Source organism: Fusibacter sp. 3D3, assembly GCF_001748365.1.
Taxonomy (GTDB): domain Bacteria; phylum Bacillota; class Clostridia; order Peptostreptococcales; family Acidaminobacteraceae; genus Fusibacter_A.
In genome coordinates this window covers 186,721-203,175 of the sequence record NZ_BDHH01000007.1, presented here as the reverse complement: position 1 = coordinate 203,175, position 16,455 = coordinate 186,721, and the positions used below count along the sequence as shown (strand labels likewise).

General features: G+C 36.8%; 13 protein-coding genes. 1 reads left to right on the top strand and 12 read right to left on the bottom strand.

The annotated features are described in order from the left end of the window. Positions 1-4 precede the first annotated feature (4 nt). The 8 genes from F3D3_RS10385 to F3D3_RS10345 all read right to left on the bottom strand — a co-directional run bounded on the left by F3D3_RS10385 (position 5) and on the right by F3D3_RS10345 (position 9,945). The gene (locus F3D3_RS10385) at positions 5-4,951 is read right to left on the bottom strand and encodes a hypothetical protein (RefSeq protein WP_069873655.1); all 4,947 of its coding nucleotides are present in this window, start codon (positions 4,949-4,951) and stop codon (positions 5-7) included. 270 nt (positions 4,952-5,221) lie between these two features. Then, positions 5,222-5,650 (bottom strand): phage tail protein, encoded by a 429-nt coding sequence (locus tag F3D3_RS10375; RefSeq protein ID WP_069873651.1) that lies wholly within the window; start codon positions 5,648-5,650, stop codon positions 5,222-5,224. 16 nt (positions 5,651-5,666) lie between these two features. Next, a complete protein-coding gene (locus tag F3D3_RS25030; RefSeq protein WP_069873649.1) occupies positions 5,667-5,849 on the bottom strand; it encodes a DUF6760 family protein in 183 nt (60 codons plus the stop codon). Next, positions 5,846-6,217 (bottom strand): hypothetical protein, encoded by a 372-nt coding sequence (locus F3D3_RS10365; protein ID WP_069873646.1) that lies wholly within the window; start codon positions 6,215-6,217, stop codon positions 5,846-5,848. The genes F3D3_RS25030 and F3D3_RS10365 overlap by 4 nt, the downstream gene beginning before the upstream one ends. A 33-nt stretch (positions 6,218-6,250) precedes the next feature. After that, positions 6,251-6,682, bottom strand: coding sequence for a phage tail protein (locus F3D3_RS10360; protein ID WP_069873645.1), 432 nt, complete (start codon positions 6,680-6,682; stop codon positions 6,251-6,253). Between the two features lie 68 nt (positions 6,683-6,750). Continuing rightward, positions 6,751-8,466, bottom strand: a complete 1,716-nt coding sequence (locus tag F3D3_RS10355) for a phage tail sheath family protein (protein WP_069873643.1) — start codon at positions 8,464-8,466, stop codon at positions 6,751-6,753. 53 nt (positions 8,467-8,519) lie between these two features. Next, positions 8,520-9,029, bottom strand: a complete 510-nt coding sequence (locus tag F3D3_RS10350; protein ID WP_069873642.1) for a hypothetical protein — start codon at positions 9,027-9,029, stop codon at positions 8,520-8,522. Positions 9,030-9,063: 34 nt separating this feature from the next. Continuing rightward, the gene (locus F3D3_RS10345) at positions 9,064-9,945 is read right to left on the bottom strand and encodes a hypothetical protein (protein WP_069873641.1); all 882 of its coding nucleotides are present in this window, start codon (positions 9,943-9,945) and stop codon (positions 9,064-9,066) included. Between the two features lie 88 nt (positions 9,946-10,033). Between F3D3_RS10345 and F3D3_RS24635 the strand changes: the two genes are divergently transcribed. Beyond that, positions 10,034-12,154, top strand: a complete 2,121-nt coding sequence (locus F3D3_RS24635; protein WP_069873640.1) for an ATP-binding protein — start codon at positions 10,034-10,036, stop codon at positions 12,152-12,154. Here the strand turns inward: F3D3_RS24635 and F3D3_RS10335 are convergent. Genes F3D3_RS10335 through F3D3_RS10320 form a run of 4 tightly spaced genes read right to left on the bottom strand, consistent with a single transcriptional unit; the run spans position 12,151 to position 16,450 of the window. Beyond that, complete coding sequence (locus F3D3_RS10335; protein WP_069873639.1) at positions 12,151-12,537, bottom strand: DUF4280 domain-containing protein; 387 nt, start codon at positions 12,535-12,537, stop codon at positions 12,151-12,153. The two genes, F3D3_RS24635 and F3D3_RS10335, sit on opposite strands and share 4 nt — an antisense overlap. Before the next feature lie 10 nt (positions 12,538-12,547). Continuing rightward, the gene (locus F3D3_RS10330) at positions 12,548-13,303 is read right to left on the bottom strand and encodes a hypothetical protein (RefSeq protein ID WP_069873638.1); all 756 of its coding nucleotides are present in this window, start codon (positions 13,301-13,303) and stop codon (positions 12,548-12,550) included. Then, positions 13,281-13,877, bottom strand: a complete 597-nt coding sequence (locus tag F3D3_RS10325; protein WP_069873637.1) for a DUF4255 domain-containing protein — start codon at positions 13,875-13,877, stop codon at positions 13,281-13,283. The genes F3D3_RS10330 and F3D3_RS10325 overlap by 23 nt, the downstream gene beginning before the upstream one ends. Before the next feature lie 14 nt (positions 13,878-13,891). Then, positions 13,892-16,450, bottom strand: a complete 2,559-nt coding sequence (locus F3D3_RS10320) for a stalk domain-containing protein (protein ID WP_069873636.1) — start codon at positions 16,448-16,450, stop codon at positions 13,892-13,894. Between the last annotated feature and the right edge of the window lie 5 nt (positions 16,451-16,455).

The window sequence follows — 16,455 nt, the reverse complement described above, 5'->3', positions numbered from 1 at the left end:
CCTCCTATAAACCGCGTCTTCGGCGTTCACGTTCAACACGTTCTGTGACGCGTTTATAAACTTGATCTGAAATTTTATCGATGTTGATTATCTCTGATGAAGCTGCCACAGCTTTTTCAACAGGGTCAGGGGCTTCTTCACGTTCTCTTGGTAAAACGGATGCCATCTCTGGTGAAGCCATGATCTCACGTATAATCTCCCTTTCCACTGTCTTATGCGAAAGTTGCGATGATTCCACATCCGAATAAGACATAAGCTTTTCTGTATGATGTTCCAGGGCAATCGGTGTTTGCTTTTGAAGTAAAAATGTGCTCATTTGAATCATACTATGGGTCACAGAAGGTGTTTTGATATCCTGCATGGTGCGCATCTGTTTCATATTTTTTTGTATGGTGTTCGTATAATATGAAATCGTTTTAACCGTTTTTTCTGAGAGATTAATAGGGGTGCTCTTCTTAGGTTTTAGAAATTGATTTTTATAATGCAATTGGCTTTGGATTATAGTTTCGCCATCAAGTTTCTTTTGTGAAGCTTTAATCCCTTGATAAATATAGGTCTCTTTAAATTGAATACGCTCAGCATCATGCTGTTGTTCACTTTGAAATTTTAAGTGTTCTATCTCTTTTTCAATCCATTTTAGCTTTGCATCATTTTTTTTTGCTGCTTTTTTTTGCTTTCGACCTTTAACTTTTTGTGACAACTTCTCTGTATCAGTGAGTTCTGCCATAAGCCGTGAAATTTCTTTAGTATAATCTACAGCATCTATAGATTCTACACTTGAGAGGTTTATTTTATGCGTTGGGACGACCATTTGACGCATATAGGAGGCGTTAAATGTGAGTTTGATACTTTCATCGTCATTTTTCAAAATCACAGTATTTTGCCATTTAGTTGCAAAATGATTGGTTTGACCGTGATATTGATTTTGGTTTTGATTTTGATTCAATGAATTGCTTTGATTAAGGGTATGCGTGTTCATTTTTAATGTTATCATTTTTGGATTTACCTTCATTATGTGATTGATATTGTTCATACTGCTGATATTGTTGATGTTGCGCCTATTGTTCGTACTGCTGATATTGTTGATGTTGCGCCTATTGTTCGTACTGCTGATGTTATTGATGTTGTTCATGTTGTTCATATTGCTAATGTTATTGATGTTACTCCTATTGTTCATATTGCTGATATTGTTATCGATTTTGCTTAAAGGATGGATTTCATTGGATGAATTTATATTTTCAGTCAAGAAAAATGGCGCATCCAATGTCATCTGGGAAAGTTTGTTTAAATTTGAAAAATGGTTTTTAAAGCGATGACTCGAGGTGCTCAATAAAGATTTAATAGTCACCTTTTGGGGATTTATTTTACTAGATAACAAGATAACCTCTTCGTTTAAGTTATTAGTAACGCGTTTATGTGCCTTAATGAGGAATGTCCTAATTGGATAAGTCTTCCTAAAAGCTTTAATATGATGCCCGACACCTTTTTCGATGCGCTCATCACGACTTGAATACAAATCTATATACTGATTTATATTCAAATTTGCTTTTGCTGTCTGATTTACACTTTTATTTTTAAACGAGAATTGAAGTTGTCTATGCTCTAAATTGACTAAGAATGTCTTGTTTTCAGTAATATTTTTTAAATGATGCGATTTTAAAATTTGATTGAATTTAGCCTCTACTTGAGTTCCCCATTCAGTTTCAGTTTCAGATTTGGATTTTAATTTGAATTCAGATGTTAATGGGGTTTCCAATTTAGAGTTAAATAGGGATTCTATTTGGGTGTTTAATTTAAATTCTAATTTTGAATTTGAATTTAAATTTGAATATAAGTTGGTTTCTGAACTTGGATCAAAGAATGCTTTTTTTAAAATGCTCTGGTTTATAAAATGATCCACTTTAGATAAAAGAGCATTCTTTTGGATAGACAAATGTTCTAATCGATAAAGCATTTCAAATGTATGCTTAAAACTATTGTCAAAAGATTTTTGACTGAAAAAAATCGGATTGAAAGACGATTGATCTAAAGATATTTGGTCTAAAGACATTTGATCTAAAGCACTTTGATTCCAAAAACTTTGGTCCGAAAAATTCTGATTTAACGCATAATCTGATTTGTGATTCAAGATGGACTTGATCCAACGGGTACTTAATGGCTCTTTTTTTCTTGTTGTAGTCTGCAAATAATGATTATGTTCTAAAAATCGATTTGACTGATTCACAAGTGACGCGGCAAGACGAATCAAGCTTTGTGGTTCGTTAAGGGCATGCTTTATTAAAACGGTAACAGGATCATTTGAATAATGAACACTTTGATGACGATCACTTAACTCAAAACGGAGCGTCTTACTGTCAAAGTGACCCTCTTTTATCATAGAACTTAGACTGTTGAATCTATGCGTTAAAAACTGATCTCCTGAAAATGCAGTATTGTGTATTAAGTCATTTATGATCACGCTTTGATATAACCCTAAAGATTGAGTATTAATTTGTTCAAGACTATGACTTATTTGCTTTAAAAATTTTGCATCACCTGCACTGAAAAAGTGATTTAGCATGTCTTGTGTAAAAGTGTTCATTGTTTTTAGAGCATTGTATTTTTCAGTAATATTTTTTAAATAAGTGGCATTGATGGCCTTTACACCTATAAGGTTATTCAGAGGCTTAGAAATAAGCTTTTTTATAGGCAGTTCCATTATGGATTCCATTGGAACATGCGTCATGTTGTCTAAACGGTATAAAGACGCCATATTTGTTAATAGGATATGTTTTAATGCGCTTTGATAATCATTGTGCAAATTCTTGTAATTCATATGATATACCATTAAAGGTCTATCCGTTTCATAGAGGATATCAAAACCATTCGATGGATGCGCTGTCATCGTTATATACGCACTATTCAGATTTACAGTTGTCGATATATCGTGATTTAGGTCTAGATTAGAATCACTTGAAGCTTTATATGAATTTATTGTATTGCTTTTACTATTGTTTTTACTATTGATTTTATAGAGGCTTCCAAACTCATTTAAAAGTTTAATATTTGAGATAAAGTTTGAATTGAACAACGCTTTATTGACCATATGCTTATACGCGCTATTCAGATTTACAGTTGTCGATATATCGTGATTTAGGTCTAGATTAGAATCACTTGAAGCTATATATGGAACATTCTGTTCTATTTGAGTTATTTGTCTATTGATTAGATTCAGACTTCTGTAAAGCGTATTTTCTTCAGATAGATCATTTATTTGATTTTGATTTTTTCTATATAAGTTGCTGGTATTGTTTAGGATTAAACTCATATTTGTTCTTATTAAATGCGTTGCAATCAAAGCATGATTATTTTCAAAGAAAATATTAATGCGCTCATCATTTGAATTGATGTTCGTGTTAACATGATTATTCATGTTCGTGACGTTGGTAGCATTATTCGCGTCAATGGAATTACTCATGTAAGTGAACTTATTCAAGTTAGCAATATTGCTATTTGTGTCAACGATGTTTCTACTTATATTTATAGTGTTACCATTTATGTCACTTAAGTTGTTATTGGTTTTAACAGTTTGTACGATACTTTCCATAAAGCAGCTGTTTTTCTTTTGTGTGTTATCTAATCTTTGAATTAAGTTGCGACTCACGTTTAGATTCAATTCTTGATTCAATTCCTGATTCAATTTCTGATTCAATTCCTGATTTATTTCTTGATTTTGTGTTTCATTCGTGAAGGTGTACTTATGCGCGACGACATATTGAAGCATCGCATTCAATCTATACTCATGAGCGTTTAATTGTTTTTTTGAAAACGTCATGTTTTGGATTAAAGGGTTATCTTGTTTAATGGTGTTTCTTGTTATCAGCACATTGTCAACGCGTCTAATTTTATTTTCGCTGTAACTATTAATCCCATGAATGTTCTTTTTCACTTCATCATAAAAAAGATTTAGCTTGTGATCTGCATAGCTTCTATAAATAAAGCGATTTGAGGACTGATTTATATAATGAGCAAGTGGCGTTGAAACCTCCATGGCAGTAAGCAATTGCACTGCTGACCATTGAGAGAAGGACGCAACAGCTTCAGTATTTTTATTTGAGTTCATATTGCCGATCAAATCACTTGTATTATCACAATTAACATTGGTGTTCGTATTGCTATTGATATTGGTGTTCGTATTGTTAGAAGTATAGTTGTAGTTATCTATCGTCTTTTCCGATTCTAACGCAATCGATTTTTGATTACGACCTAAAATTCGATTGACGAGTTTCGATAAAAAATGATGTTCTGACACCTTTGTTGAAGTTTCATAATAATCGTTTTGTTTGGAGTGCATTTCTGTAGATGGTCTAGATTCATTTCGTGCATACAATTTGGCATAAGTATTTAACGATGTTCTCTCTTGACGCATTATAATAGGGTATGCCTTTTCATTATATTGAGTGAGTAACTTGATATTTTGATCTCCAGAATGTTCATATAAATACTTCCGTGTATATCGTACGGCGTACTCATTTTTAATTTCATCGTGCCACATGGTGCTGCTGAGCATATCGGATTGATAAGACACTCTATTCAGATCCATTAACTTTTGTATTTCTTGGTGATTTATTACGGGATTGATTTGACTGGTTTTTAAAAGCGTATGGATCAATAAGAGCTGCTGATGGATCACATTTATAGGTCTGCTATAATTTGTAATCTTGGTGTTTTCATAATGTTCGTTTACTTGATGAATTGCATTATAAATCATAGGGTTATTTTCTATGATCGTTTGAACGGTAACCCCCTGCGCCTCATTAAGCTCTTCTTGCAATAATAAGTAGACTAGGTCCATCAACGGCCATGTGATCATAGATGGCCCTTTGTTATGGGATAATATTTCTATGGCAAATTGGCTTTTTATAAGTAGTGGGAAGGGTTTAATGATGGGTTTTATTATTTGATTTACCATATCGCTCACCTTTTTTTAAGATAAGGGGCATAAATTCACCCCCCACACCTGTTAATTATATCATTAGTCTTCGTCCAGCAAAGAGCAGGAATGTTCAACCTGCGCTTTGCGGTTAGACGAGGACGTGTCAGACAAAACTATGTTTTGGATGACAATGATACATTAGTCTTCGTCCAGCAAAGAGCAGGAATGTTCAACCTGCGCTTTGCGGTTAGACGAGGACGTGTCAAACAAAACTATGTTTTGGATGACAATGATAATGATAATACCTTACTTTTCTTTTAGCCCTTGATGCTTGAGTTCTATTTTTTCCACTGCGATTTCTCTACCACTTGCATCAAGGCTCGGTCCAGACCATTTTACTGGCAAAGCATTTTCGATTTGCCAAGTACGAATGGTCTCACCCGTTTCATTCCACAACTCAATCGTGCCATTTTTACGAACGAATTTACCAATTTGAATGTCTTGAAACCATTTGATCAATTTAGAGATTTCTCCAGTACCTCTCTCTAGAACTAAATGACCACTCTTTTTATTTTTTGGAAATTCCAGCACATAGTCATTGACGCCGCCCTCTTTATAGGGTTCAAATTCGAGCTCTACATCAAGTCCGGAGACTTTGCTAAAACTCATTTTCATGTCGCCAATTTCCACTTTAAAGAACCAGTTCATACCATAATCATAAATATTGTTTGCCATAAGCCTCACCAATCACTTACCTAATATCGAATACATTTTCTGGTGCATCGTTCACTTTTTTATGAATAACAGATATTTCATCACACCATTTCCGACGTTCTCTATGATCCATATGCATAACCTCATCATGGTTCCAGTGGAAATAGTATGCAATAAAAGCCACTTCTTCGTATAGTCTCTTAACGGGATAAGGGGCTATCCTTCCTGATGAAAAAAATCAACATGAACTCCAAATTTATTACCACAGCTTGGACACACTGCATCATAGCTTGGAATCTCCATTTGATTTACACGTGAATATAAATCCTGAAGATAGGCTAAATCTGCCGTGAAAAGTTTTTCGATTGTTTTTGTATCAATTGCTCTAAGATCCCCTAATTTAACGATCACTCTTGATAATAAAATGATGGTTAAATAGCCTGGATTTTGTTGAACACGTGCATCTTTCATCGGTAAGATTTCATCAGCTGCTGTAGCCAGTCTCATGACGCCTTCACGGTGTAGGTTGCCATCTTGGTCAATAAAACCCTTAGGGAGTACGAAGTTAAATTCCGTTTGGAATGCCATATGATTTACCTCCTCACTCAGTTTTTATAGGGTTTATGCTGTTCTTGTCAAACCTTCATGTGCAAGTTCCATGGATTCAAAAGCAACTTCCGATCCACTTGCATTGAAGTCAGGAGCTGTGTATTTCACTGGCCATGCATTGATTAATTGCCATGATGCTGCATCATCACCTGCTTCATCAATGGAAGTAATGGTCACTGTTTTACGCTCTACTGTACCTTCAGCGATATCATTTAACCATTCATAAAGCACCATTGAATCAGAAGTACCCCATTTAAGAGTGACATTACCATACTTGATTAAACCCGGTAATTTTCTTGGTGTGATCACATCGTCGCCTTCTCTGTACTCGATGACGTCCATAGTTGCATCAAATCCTGTTACATCACTGAAGCCACCCGCTTCTAACCCATCTATTTCCAATCTGAATCTAAAATTACGATAAGGATGTTTACTTTCAGCCATTGTATTTTCCTCCTTACATTAGCTATTTAACTCATCTAAGTGTATTTTTTCAATCGGTTTTATAATGATCATTCGCTTGTTTTTTGAGTAATTCTAAAGATGACAAACTCTGCTGGTTTAACAGGTGCTACACCGATAACGCAGACTAATCTGCCATTATCAATATCATCTTTAGACATAGTTGTTCTACCGATATCCACGAAAAAGGCTTCGCCAGGAGTTGTGCCAGCAAGTGCACCAGTACGCCATACACCTGTCAAGAAAACATCTATCGTACGTTTTACTCTGCTCCAAAGGGCCTCATCATTTGGTTCAAACACAACCCAATTGGTGTTGACACGGATGGATTCTTCAAGGAAAATAAAGAGTCTTCTAACGTTGATATATTTCCACATAGAGTTTGAAGATAAGGTTCTTGCACCCCATACTCTAATGCCTTGACCTGTGAAAATTCTGATGAGGTTAACCCCTTTTGGATTGAGAATATCTTGTTCGCCTTTACCATAAATGGTACTGAGTCCAACAACACCGCTAAGTGTTTCGTTTGCCGGTGCTTTAAACACGCCTCTTGTATTGTCGGTTCTAGCGTAGATACCGATCATGGCACCAGACGGTGGTAAATAAGTGTTCTTTTTATCAAGTGGATCAAAGACTTCAAGCCAAGGGTGATAAATCGCCGCATAATCCGAATCATACATATCCCTGTGTGTGAGTACGTCAGATACTTTGGCAGCATCTCTAGGGATATCTAAAACTGCAAAACGACTCTTCGTATTTTCACAGTGCGCAATTAATGCCATTTGCACGTTAGGATCAACGTTGCCTGGAACTGCCATGATACTTACAGAATCATTTTCGAGGAACGATTGAATTCCTGTTCTCTTACCAGGACCATCATCAGTTCCCATGTACTCTGCGGCTGTCACTGCACTTACGTCCCCATCTGAACCATTGTAAAGGCCAAATACAAAAGTGCCCTCTTCTTTTTGAGAAAGTGTTTTATAAGGTGATTCTTCAGCACTTTCTGCTTTCAAGACTTCTACACTGACAAGAACTGATTTCGCAAGTTTTTTACCAATGTAGTTGAACCCAGCAACATTTAAAGAGACATACTCATAACTTTCTAAAACATCTTGGAATCCGACTTCTAAGTGAAATTCACTTGTAGTCAATGTTTTAACTGCAAGTAACCCCGTATCGACCACATCGCCTGCAAAAGGTGCTTTAAAAGTTAAAACCCCTTCAACAGATGTTTCAATAACGTTTTCAACTTTTGTTTCACCATCGCTGAAAACAACGACATCACCAGCGTTAAAACCATTAGCGCTTTTAACTTTGTATTTTGTACTGCCCATTTCATCTTCAATAACTTCTAAGATTTGAGTCTTAGCTTTACTTGCCGGTGTCAATTTAACTCTAATGTTATTACCCCATAAACCAGGATTTTTAGCTTTGATCTTTATCCATTCGTTGAGATCAATTTCAGCTGCTTTTGCATCCTCAGGTGCAACCCTCATAATATAAGCTCTTGCACCCCCATTTAAAAAGAATTGTTCTACAGCGTAAGCTAAATATCTGTGTTCATGATAAACGCTTTCAGGTAAATAACCACCATATGTTCTTTTGAAATCCGAGATATTTGTTACGAGTTCTGGAGCGCCTATGACAGCACCTCTTTGAGCCATACCAACAAAACCAGCTGTTGAAGTACTGACACCCTCCATAGGACGAGGACCACTTTCAAATTCTTCCACATAAACACCGGGAGATAAATATTCTGCCATAATTTGTCCTGGTGATGGTTAACCTCACCAGTTCCTCCTTTCAAAATTGGTTGTTAAAATTTTGCTTTTAATGTATCTAACGTCATACTGCCTGAAATGACACTTTCTACGGACTCTTGAAAAATGTCTAAGATATCCAAATACATAAAGAAAGTTTCAATGGTTTGCATTGCATGATCGACAGAATCCTTTGTGTCAACCATGACGTAGCGATAATGCATCTTGTTGTTTTGAATGCCAAAATGTCCAATGGGCATTCTTGTATTGATAAATGAGACAATCGTCTCAATTAAAGGGATTTGGGCTGCATCGAGTTCCGTCGGTAATTCCGTAAAGAACTGAAGCAACATGATATTCGTTTCTTCCTCTGAGAGTTCTAATAGATATGCCAAATTGATCCGTTGCTCCCTGCCTGTATAATCTTTTCCTGCAGAGACTAACAATGTGCTCATATCTAATTGTGGGCTTCTTTCAAGAACTTTGGATTTGACCTCGATTTCTGCGAATTTTTCATGTAAATATTGTATTTTTTGGAGTGCGAGTTTTTCATTGTCAATTGCCATAATAAGCATCCTTTCTATTCTTGATCATCAGCCTTTACTTTTCTTTTGGAACAGGAAAAATTTCTGCTTCTACTTCTGCTTCTTCTACTTTTTCTTTCAAAGCGTTAAGCAGTTTTTTAAGCCATACCCATAACCAGTATTCACTTTTTTCATCGTCCGTTAAATGCGCTTGATCCGATTTGGATTCAAAGAGTTGATCTAGCCGTTTGATGAACTGTGCTCTCTTAAATTGATTGTCGTATATTTCCTGTCTCAATTGATCAATTTTGGTGTTAATCTGAACTGTAGCCTCTCTTATAATTGGGAGAGCAGCATCACCTAAATTACTTTTTATTTGATCTCGTTCCAAGAAGAGCTCATTTAATTTTTGAACGGCATCTGAATGCCCTAAAAAAGGAAATATTGTCTTGATATCTTCTGTTTCAGCAGCGCTTGAGGCACGTTCTAAATACGCCATAAAATTGCCAGTAGGATCTGTCTCTGAAACGAAATGACAAAATGCGTCATCCATGTTTTCAGTGAATGTTGTATATCTTCTCCGGTAAAGTGCAGAGGCTCTTTGCATATCAATATTGGCATGTTTGTATGTATTGCTATTGCCATTATTGTCATTTTTTCGCGTAGATAGAATCACTTTTTGATCTTCAGATACTTTTCCAATGAAAAGTTTAGCATTTGGAGATTCCAGTGTCTTTTCATATTCAACGGGTTTTCTTTGCCCATTTTCCGCTTGCATTGAGATTTTATCTAAAACTTCACTGGGATTTTTAGGACCCTCTCTAATATGCCTAAATTGCCCTTTTTTATACTCAGTTGGCCCTCTGATAAATTTTGGAATTTCAGGTTCTAAATTTGGTTCTTTTTCTTTTATTATATTTGAAACCTGTTGATCTTCAATTTCATCGTATATTTTCATGATGTTCACATCCTTTATTTATCACGATCACGGTTAAAAGTTTTAATTTTGGTTATATTATCATTAAACGATATGTCGGAGGTGTATTATGTATTCAGCACTTAAAGCCTATGAATCATTGGAACAATATTACAGAGATTTGCTCAAATATGTGGATATAAAGTTATCTGAGTATTACGAAGCTACAATTGAAGACCACGCTTCACCTTCACTGGGGTGGCAACTCAAACAATATACGGCTTCTGCCAATGCCAGAAGCGTTGAAGCACAGGCTCATTTAGATCAAATGGAGAAACGTGTTGCTGAAACATTACCTACTGCTCTTTTTATACCTCTTGAACATCTATTAGAAACATTTAAGTTAACAAAGTTTGAAACCTTTTGTATTTATTTATCTGTGGCAGTTGAACTCGACCCTTCCTTTGAGAAAAACATACGCTTTTTCAACGAAACTTTGAATTCGGCTTACCCTACTCTCGGGCTGGCTTTAAAAATTTATTGTAAGAATTCAACCGAATTTTTAAAAGAAAGAATGCATTTAAACCGCCAATGTAACCTTTTTAAATTTTTTTTGATCAACAGTCTTTCAAGCCACGAAGCTTTGCCACTGGTAAGCGTTCCTATGAAATTGGATATGAGCATTGTGGATTTCATCATCAATTTTAATCAATATCAAATATCAGATGCGTTTATGTCTATTATTATGCCCAATTCCAAAGATTCAGAACATCAATTTGATCAGATTGAGCAGAACTTGCATGAATTCGTGAAAATAAATTTTAGCGAGGCACTCAATAAAAACGTAATGTTTTACTTACACGGACCCTTAGGCATTGGAAAACATGAACTGATCTATCACTTTTGCAATCAATATGATCAGACGATTTTATGCATTGACTGTAAAAAATTGAATCAAAACAGTGCCGAAGTGCAGCAATTTACAAGAGAAGCCATTTTACATCGCGCGACTGTGGTTTTTGAAAATTTTGAAATTCTTATTGATTCTCCTACAGATAAAAAAACGTCTCTATTTCTTGAAACCTTACTTGAATCGCTCAGCAAATTCGCCAAAATGAGTTTTGCGCTTTCGAATGTGCCTTGGTACAATCAAGTGGAGTTCAATCAATTTTCGATTATTGAGATTGAACTCGAAATTCCAAATGCATTAGAGCGCCTATCCGTTTGGGCTGATAAAGGAAAAACACTCAAAATAGACGCGCAAGTTGATCTCACGGAACTTTCAAATAAATTTAAATTTACTCCAAAACAAATTACAAAGGCGTATCAAGATGCAAGCAACGAGATGCTTTGGAAACATGTAGATGCCATCGATAGCAAAATGCTACATAAAGCGAGCTATAATCAACTGTCACATAATTTGAAGGATAAGGCCCAGCTCATTATTTCTCATTATGGTTGGCAAGATATCGTTCTCCCTACAGAACAGTTTGATCTCTTGAAAGAGGCATGTGATCATGTTAGGTATCAGCATATTGTCTTCAACAAATGGGGGTTCAATGCAAAAATAACCTATGGCACTGGACTTGGATTGCTTTTTACGGGGCCTCCAGGAACAGGTAAAACACTTGCGGCCCAAGTCATTGCCAATGAACTTAACTTAGAAATATACCGTGTAGACTTGTCTCAAATCATCAGCAAGTACATCGGAGAAACTGAAAAAAACCTTAAAATGATTTTTGATGAGGCCGCACAATCTGGCGCTATTTTATTATTCGATGAAGGCGATGCACTCTTTTCTAAAAGGACGGATGTCAGTGATTCACATGATAAATATGCAAATGTCGAAACCAGTTACTTACTACAAAAGATAGAAGCCTATGAGGGTATTTCTATCGTCACTACAAATTTGCTTGGCAATATTGACGATGCTTTTATTAGACGATTTTCATTTGTAGTTCATTTCCCATTTCCAACAGCAGAATACAGAAGACAAATATGGAGAAGTATATTTCCAGTGGAGACACCGCTTTCAGAGACCATCGATTTGGATTATTTAGCAAATAACTTTGAATTTTCGGGCGGCAATATTAAAAATATAGCCCTCAATGCCTCGTTTAAGGCAGCATCCAAAGATCGACCTGTGAGTATGAAAGACTTACTGCTCAGTGTTGCCAGCGAAATTTCTAAAACTGGCAAAGTGGTACTCGCTTCGGATTTTGGAGAATACGCCTATCTGTTGACAACTTAAGGCATCATTATAGTGGCTTGTCCAGGAAATGAAATTTGTATGACGCCCCCCCAATTACACATGAGTTTAGATGAATTATTTAGTGCTGGCATATTGGCAATTAACACCGTTGGCGCACCAGGTGCCCATGGAGCCGCAGTCATTGGGATACAAGGTTGAGGGGTTAAAACACCCATAGCGGCGGCTGTAGCAGCTGCCACTTGTGGATTTGCCATGGACATGCACATTCCAAACGGCATAATATTACTGTTGGGGATATAATCCATAATATTGGCAAGGGGCATACTGGTCATGACTTTGTTTTTGGGTGTTACCATAAGAGAACTTGGCGCTGCTCCAAACGAACACATTAAAAGTGCACCACCGCATACTGCAATTCCCATTTGAGACCTCCTAAAATTTTCCGACGTCATTAATGACGTCTTTTTTTATTTTGACTAAGGTTGATTTGACCTTTGAATTGACATGAATCCTCATTTTGAATTCTAAAGTTTCTCGATCCGTACTTTTAAAATTTTTAAGGGGCATCAGAAATTGACCCTCTGGTCCCGGGATGGATTCTATGATCTCATAGATTTCACAGGCTTCTGTATAGGGAAAAATTAAATTGGGCTCACTGTAGATGCCAATGGAATCAGCTCTAAGGTTGACAATTTGATCATGGTGCTCTTCTGAAAATAGAAACTTCCTGCCAAACAGTTCCGACTCATAAGATTGAGCAATATCCACGTATTTATTGGCTATTACGCTCGATTTTAATAAAAATCGATTTCTTGAATGTGTGTGAATGAGCTCGACCAGTGTACTCTCAACAGCGATGCCTTTGATGGCAGTCATCTCCTTTGGATAGGGATAATTGCGATTGGGAATTGCACGTATGAGTTGTTCTGCCTCATTTGTAATGCCCAGCGCTATAGATTCATAGTAGGGATGTTTCCAAACCATTTCATGGTCGCGATTTGCATCCCCAGATTTACCATAGTGTGGATTGTTTATAATATGTGTAAAGATGACATAGGGCTCCATTTTTTTAGTCGGTTTTATGGGGAAACCATTAAGCAAAAAAATATCATGGGCACTGATCAAAGGTTTGTCTGTAAAACTGTCTATGAATTTTATAACGAGATCAATGTGATGGTTTATGGTCATGGTCTGCCCCTTTCAATTCAATCGTGACATCTTTAACCCGTTTAACGGTTTTGATCTTAGTGGATTCTAGGCGAACGGGTTGGACTTTATAAACCATTGAAAGTTGGTAAGGTATATTGGGAAATTGCCATAATTTGATTTTGTCTTCATAGGGTATATTTTCTCTTATGATTTCAAAGGTTTCTCCCGCTTCTTGCAGACTGCCGACAAGTGCTTCATTTTCTAGCCTAGGATGATCGCCAAGAACTTGCATAACACGTCCAAATATACGTTGTTCATCCACTGCTTTAGATTGTCGATCCGCATTTGAATAGACCGTAATCAGATAATAAAGCGTCAAACTTTGTGGCGGGAATTGTAATTCATTATTACTTTTTTGAATCATATTTCTTTGAACGAAATCGCTGTTTTCTTGGATGTCATAAAGATGAATGCCGACCTTTACATCCTCTTGCTTACTAGGATTACAAAGATTAATCTGCTCATATTTTTTGATGAGCTCTGGCGACAATTCATTTCGGAGTAGGTTGAGTATGGACTGAGAAACTTCAGCAATGACTGTATATTTGGCCATAATTAATCTCCTTTCTAGTTTAGTGGGATGATAATGAGCGTTAAATTAGAAATATTCGGCATGATGAAGTTCGACCTATCGGTTGTGTAATAGGCAATTGGCGCATAGCTGACACCCCCTATTATCTTCATTGGATAGTCCATAATCGTTAGAATATCCTCTTTTTTAACCACCTTAGAGTCTTCTATAAATATTTCAGTTTGCATTATGCCTTTGACCTCAACACTCACGCTTTCTGGATGCCAAATGACTTCGATATTAAAGAGATTGTAGAAGGTCTTGATCGGGACATAGGTGATCCCTTGAATTTTAGTTGTGGGTACTCTTACTAAAATATATTGTCCAGAATCACTTTGGATTATCTGCATAGAAGGTGTATCCTCAACTGTAGCACCAGCAGAGATCATTCCTGAACCTAATGCTGTTGCTGTGTCGGTGCCAGATGCGGTTTCAGCTGTAGCGCCGATTGCATTATTGCCAACACCACTCGAAAGTGCTAAAAGTGCTTCTATCTGGCTAGGCGTTAATTTTGCTGTAAGGGCTAGGAGTGCATCCCCTTGATCTTCTAAATTAGCAAGATAGGCTTCCTTAGAAGCCTCAATCAAAAGGCTGGTTAATGTACTAAAATCCCCCTCTGATTTTAGTGCATCTGGCAGTATCGTAAACAGCGTTAATAAGGTCTCCAATGCATCGTTAATTGCAATTAGATCTCCCTCTGCTATACGCTCTTGAGTTGCCACTAATGCATCCGTATACAGATCAAGAAGCTGTTTATCAGTAGGGTCCAATAATAATGCAAACTTAGCCAAATCTTCTTTTAATTTAGTGACTTGCGCTTTTAAAGCATCATTCTCAGAGCTCAGTTCACTCGTAGCGGGTTCTTGAGCTGTCAATAAGTTATTATTGTTTTCTATTTTTGTCTCTAATGCGACAATACCGTCATTTGCTTGTTTATATAAGCTGGCAAATGAATCGTAAAGTGCATCTTGTTTATCTGCAATGACGCTCATATTGGCTTTTATTTCATCAGCAAGTGCCGTATCATTATTTTCAAGAGCACCTAAAAATGTTTTGTATAGATTATCATTTTTTGCTTTAAGCGCATCCAGATAGTCGAGTTGTTCTATTGTTTCAGGATCGTTAAATGCCTTTACCACATTAAGTTGATCTTCAAACCCTTCTTTTAAGCTAGAAAGTAAGTCCGCAGGCGACTGAGTACTCACGAGGGAGGCCTCATCAGTACCACTAGAGGCCGTATTACCCTCTGCTCCAGCGATTGCAGCACTCTCTTTTGGAATCGCATCTAGAGCTTTCGACATTGCTTCGACCGCTTGACCCAAAAAAACTTGCTGAGCTTCTGATTGATCTAGCCGCGCGATAGTATCATCCATGATGCGCTGAAGTTCTGAAATGGCTTCTTTTAAGTTTGATATTTGTGCTTCGATAAGCACTTTAAGTGTTGCAGCGGGTTCCCCGTTTTTGAGTGCTGTGTAATAAGGTATCCCATTGCCTTCAGCTGCAATTGCTTTTATTTTTTGGATGCTTTGTCCAAAAGTAATTGTGAGAATCTCTAATTCAGAAGGTTTATCAATGATTAATCCCGCTGAAATATGATCTGCATGCGTTATTATTTCAACACTTGATTCGGCTGTTTTGTAATCTTTGCTTGCGATTGCTTGCAGTAATTTTTTTTCTTGTGTTGCCCTGTAGAGGGCTAAAAATGAACTCTCATCAATATTAAGACCCTCTTGAAGCTCTATTATTTGGGCTTCAACTTTCCCTATAGATTCCCAAATATCTCCATTGAGCGCGTTTAAACCCTTTTTAACAGCACTGTTTGCCGCATCATTAAGGCGTCCTAGAAGTGCAGTGTTAACAGCGATTTCACGATTTATAAAAGTCGTTCCTTTTTCAGCAGACACCAGATTAATAGCCGCATCTGAACCGCCATTTGCGGTTAAATAAGCTGAAAAAGCATCCCATGCAGCAAGTTGCTGATCATAGCCTTCTATGGTCGCTTGGCTTAAAGGCATTAATACAGGTGCTAAAATATTTTGTGTCATTTCAGAAACGACATCTTCATCATCTGCATCGAAAAGATTTTTCGCTAGGTCATAGTCAATAGAAAGCTTCTGAAGGAGTTCATGAGCTTTGGGGTCTAAAAGTGAATGCATATCATTTATGGACTTTACTTCTCCAGTTCCAAAAACGATGACACTAGCATCCGCTTTTATCCAGTGCGTAAGCGGCAGTGCATCTATCATGGCATCAGAGATGATACTTGTGGATTTATCGGAGATATCGCTGATGCGCTCACCATTAGTGATGTCCACCCAGATTTTTTGACTTGTCAGATCAGATTTGTAATAAATCTTCTTTTGACCGGAACTTTCTACAGTATCCTGAGCTAAACTAATGGTTTTAGGATTCAAAGCTTTGTAATCGATGACATAAGAACCGATAATTATCGAACGCGTCGGAAAAGCTTTCGCAGCAGGTCTTGCCTCTGCAAAGCTTACATGGAACATCAATATTAAGATTAATAATATCAGTAGAGCTCTATTTTTTTTCATTCGAT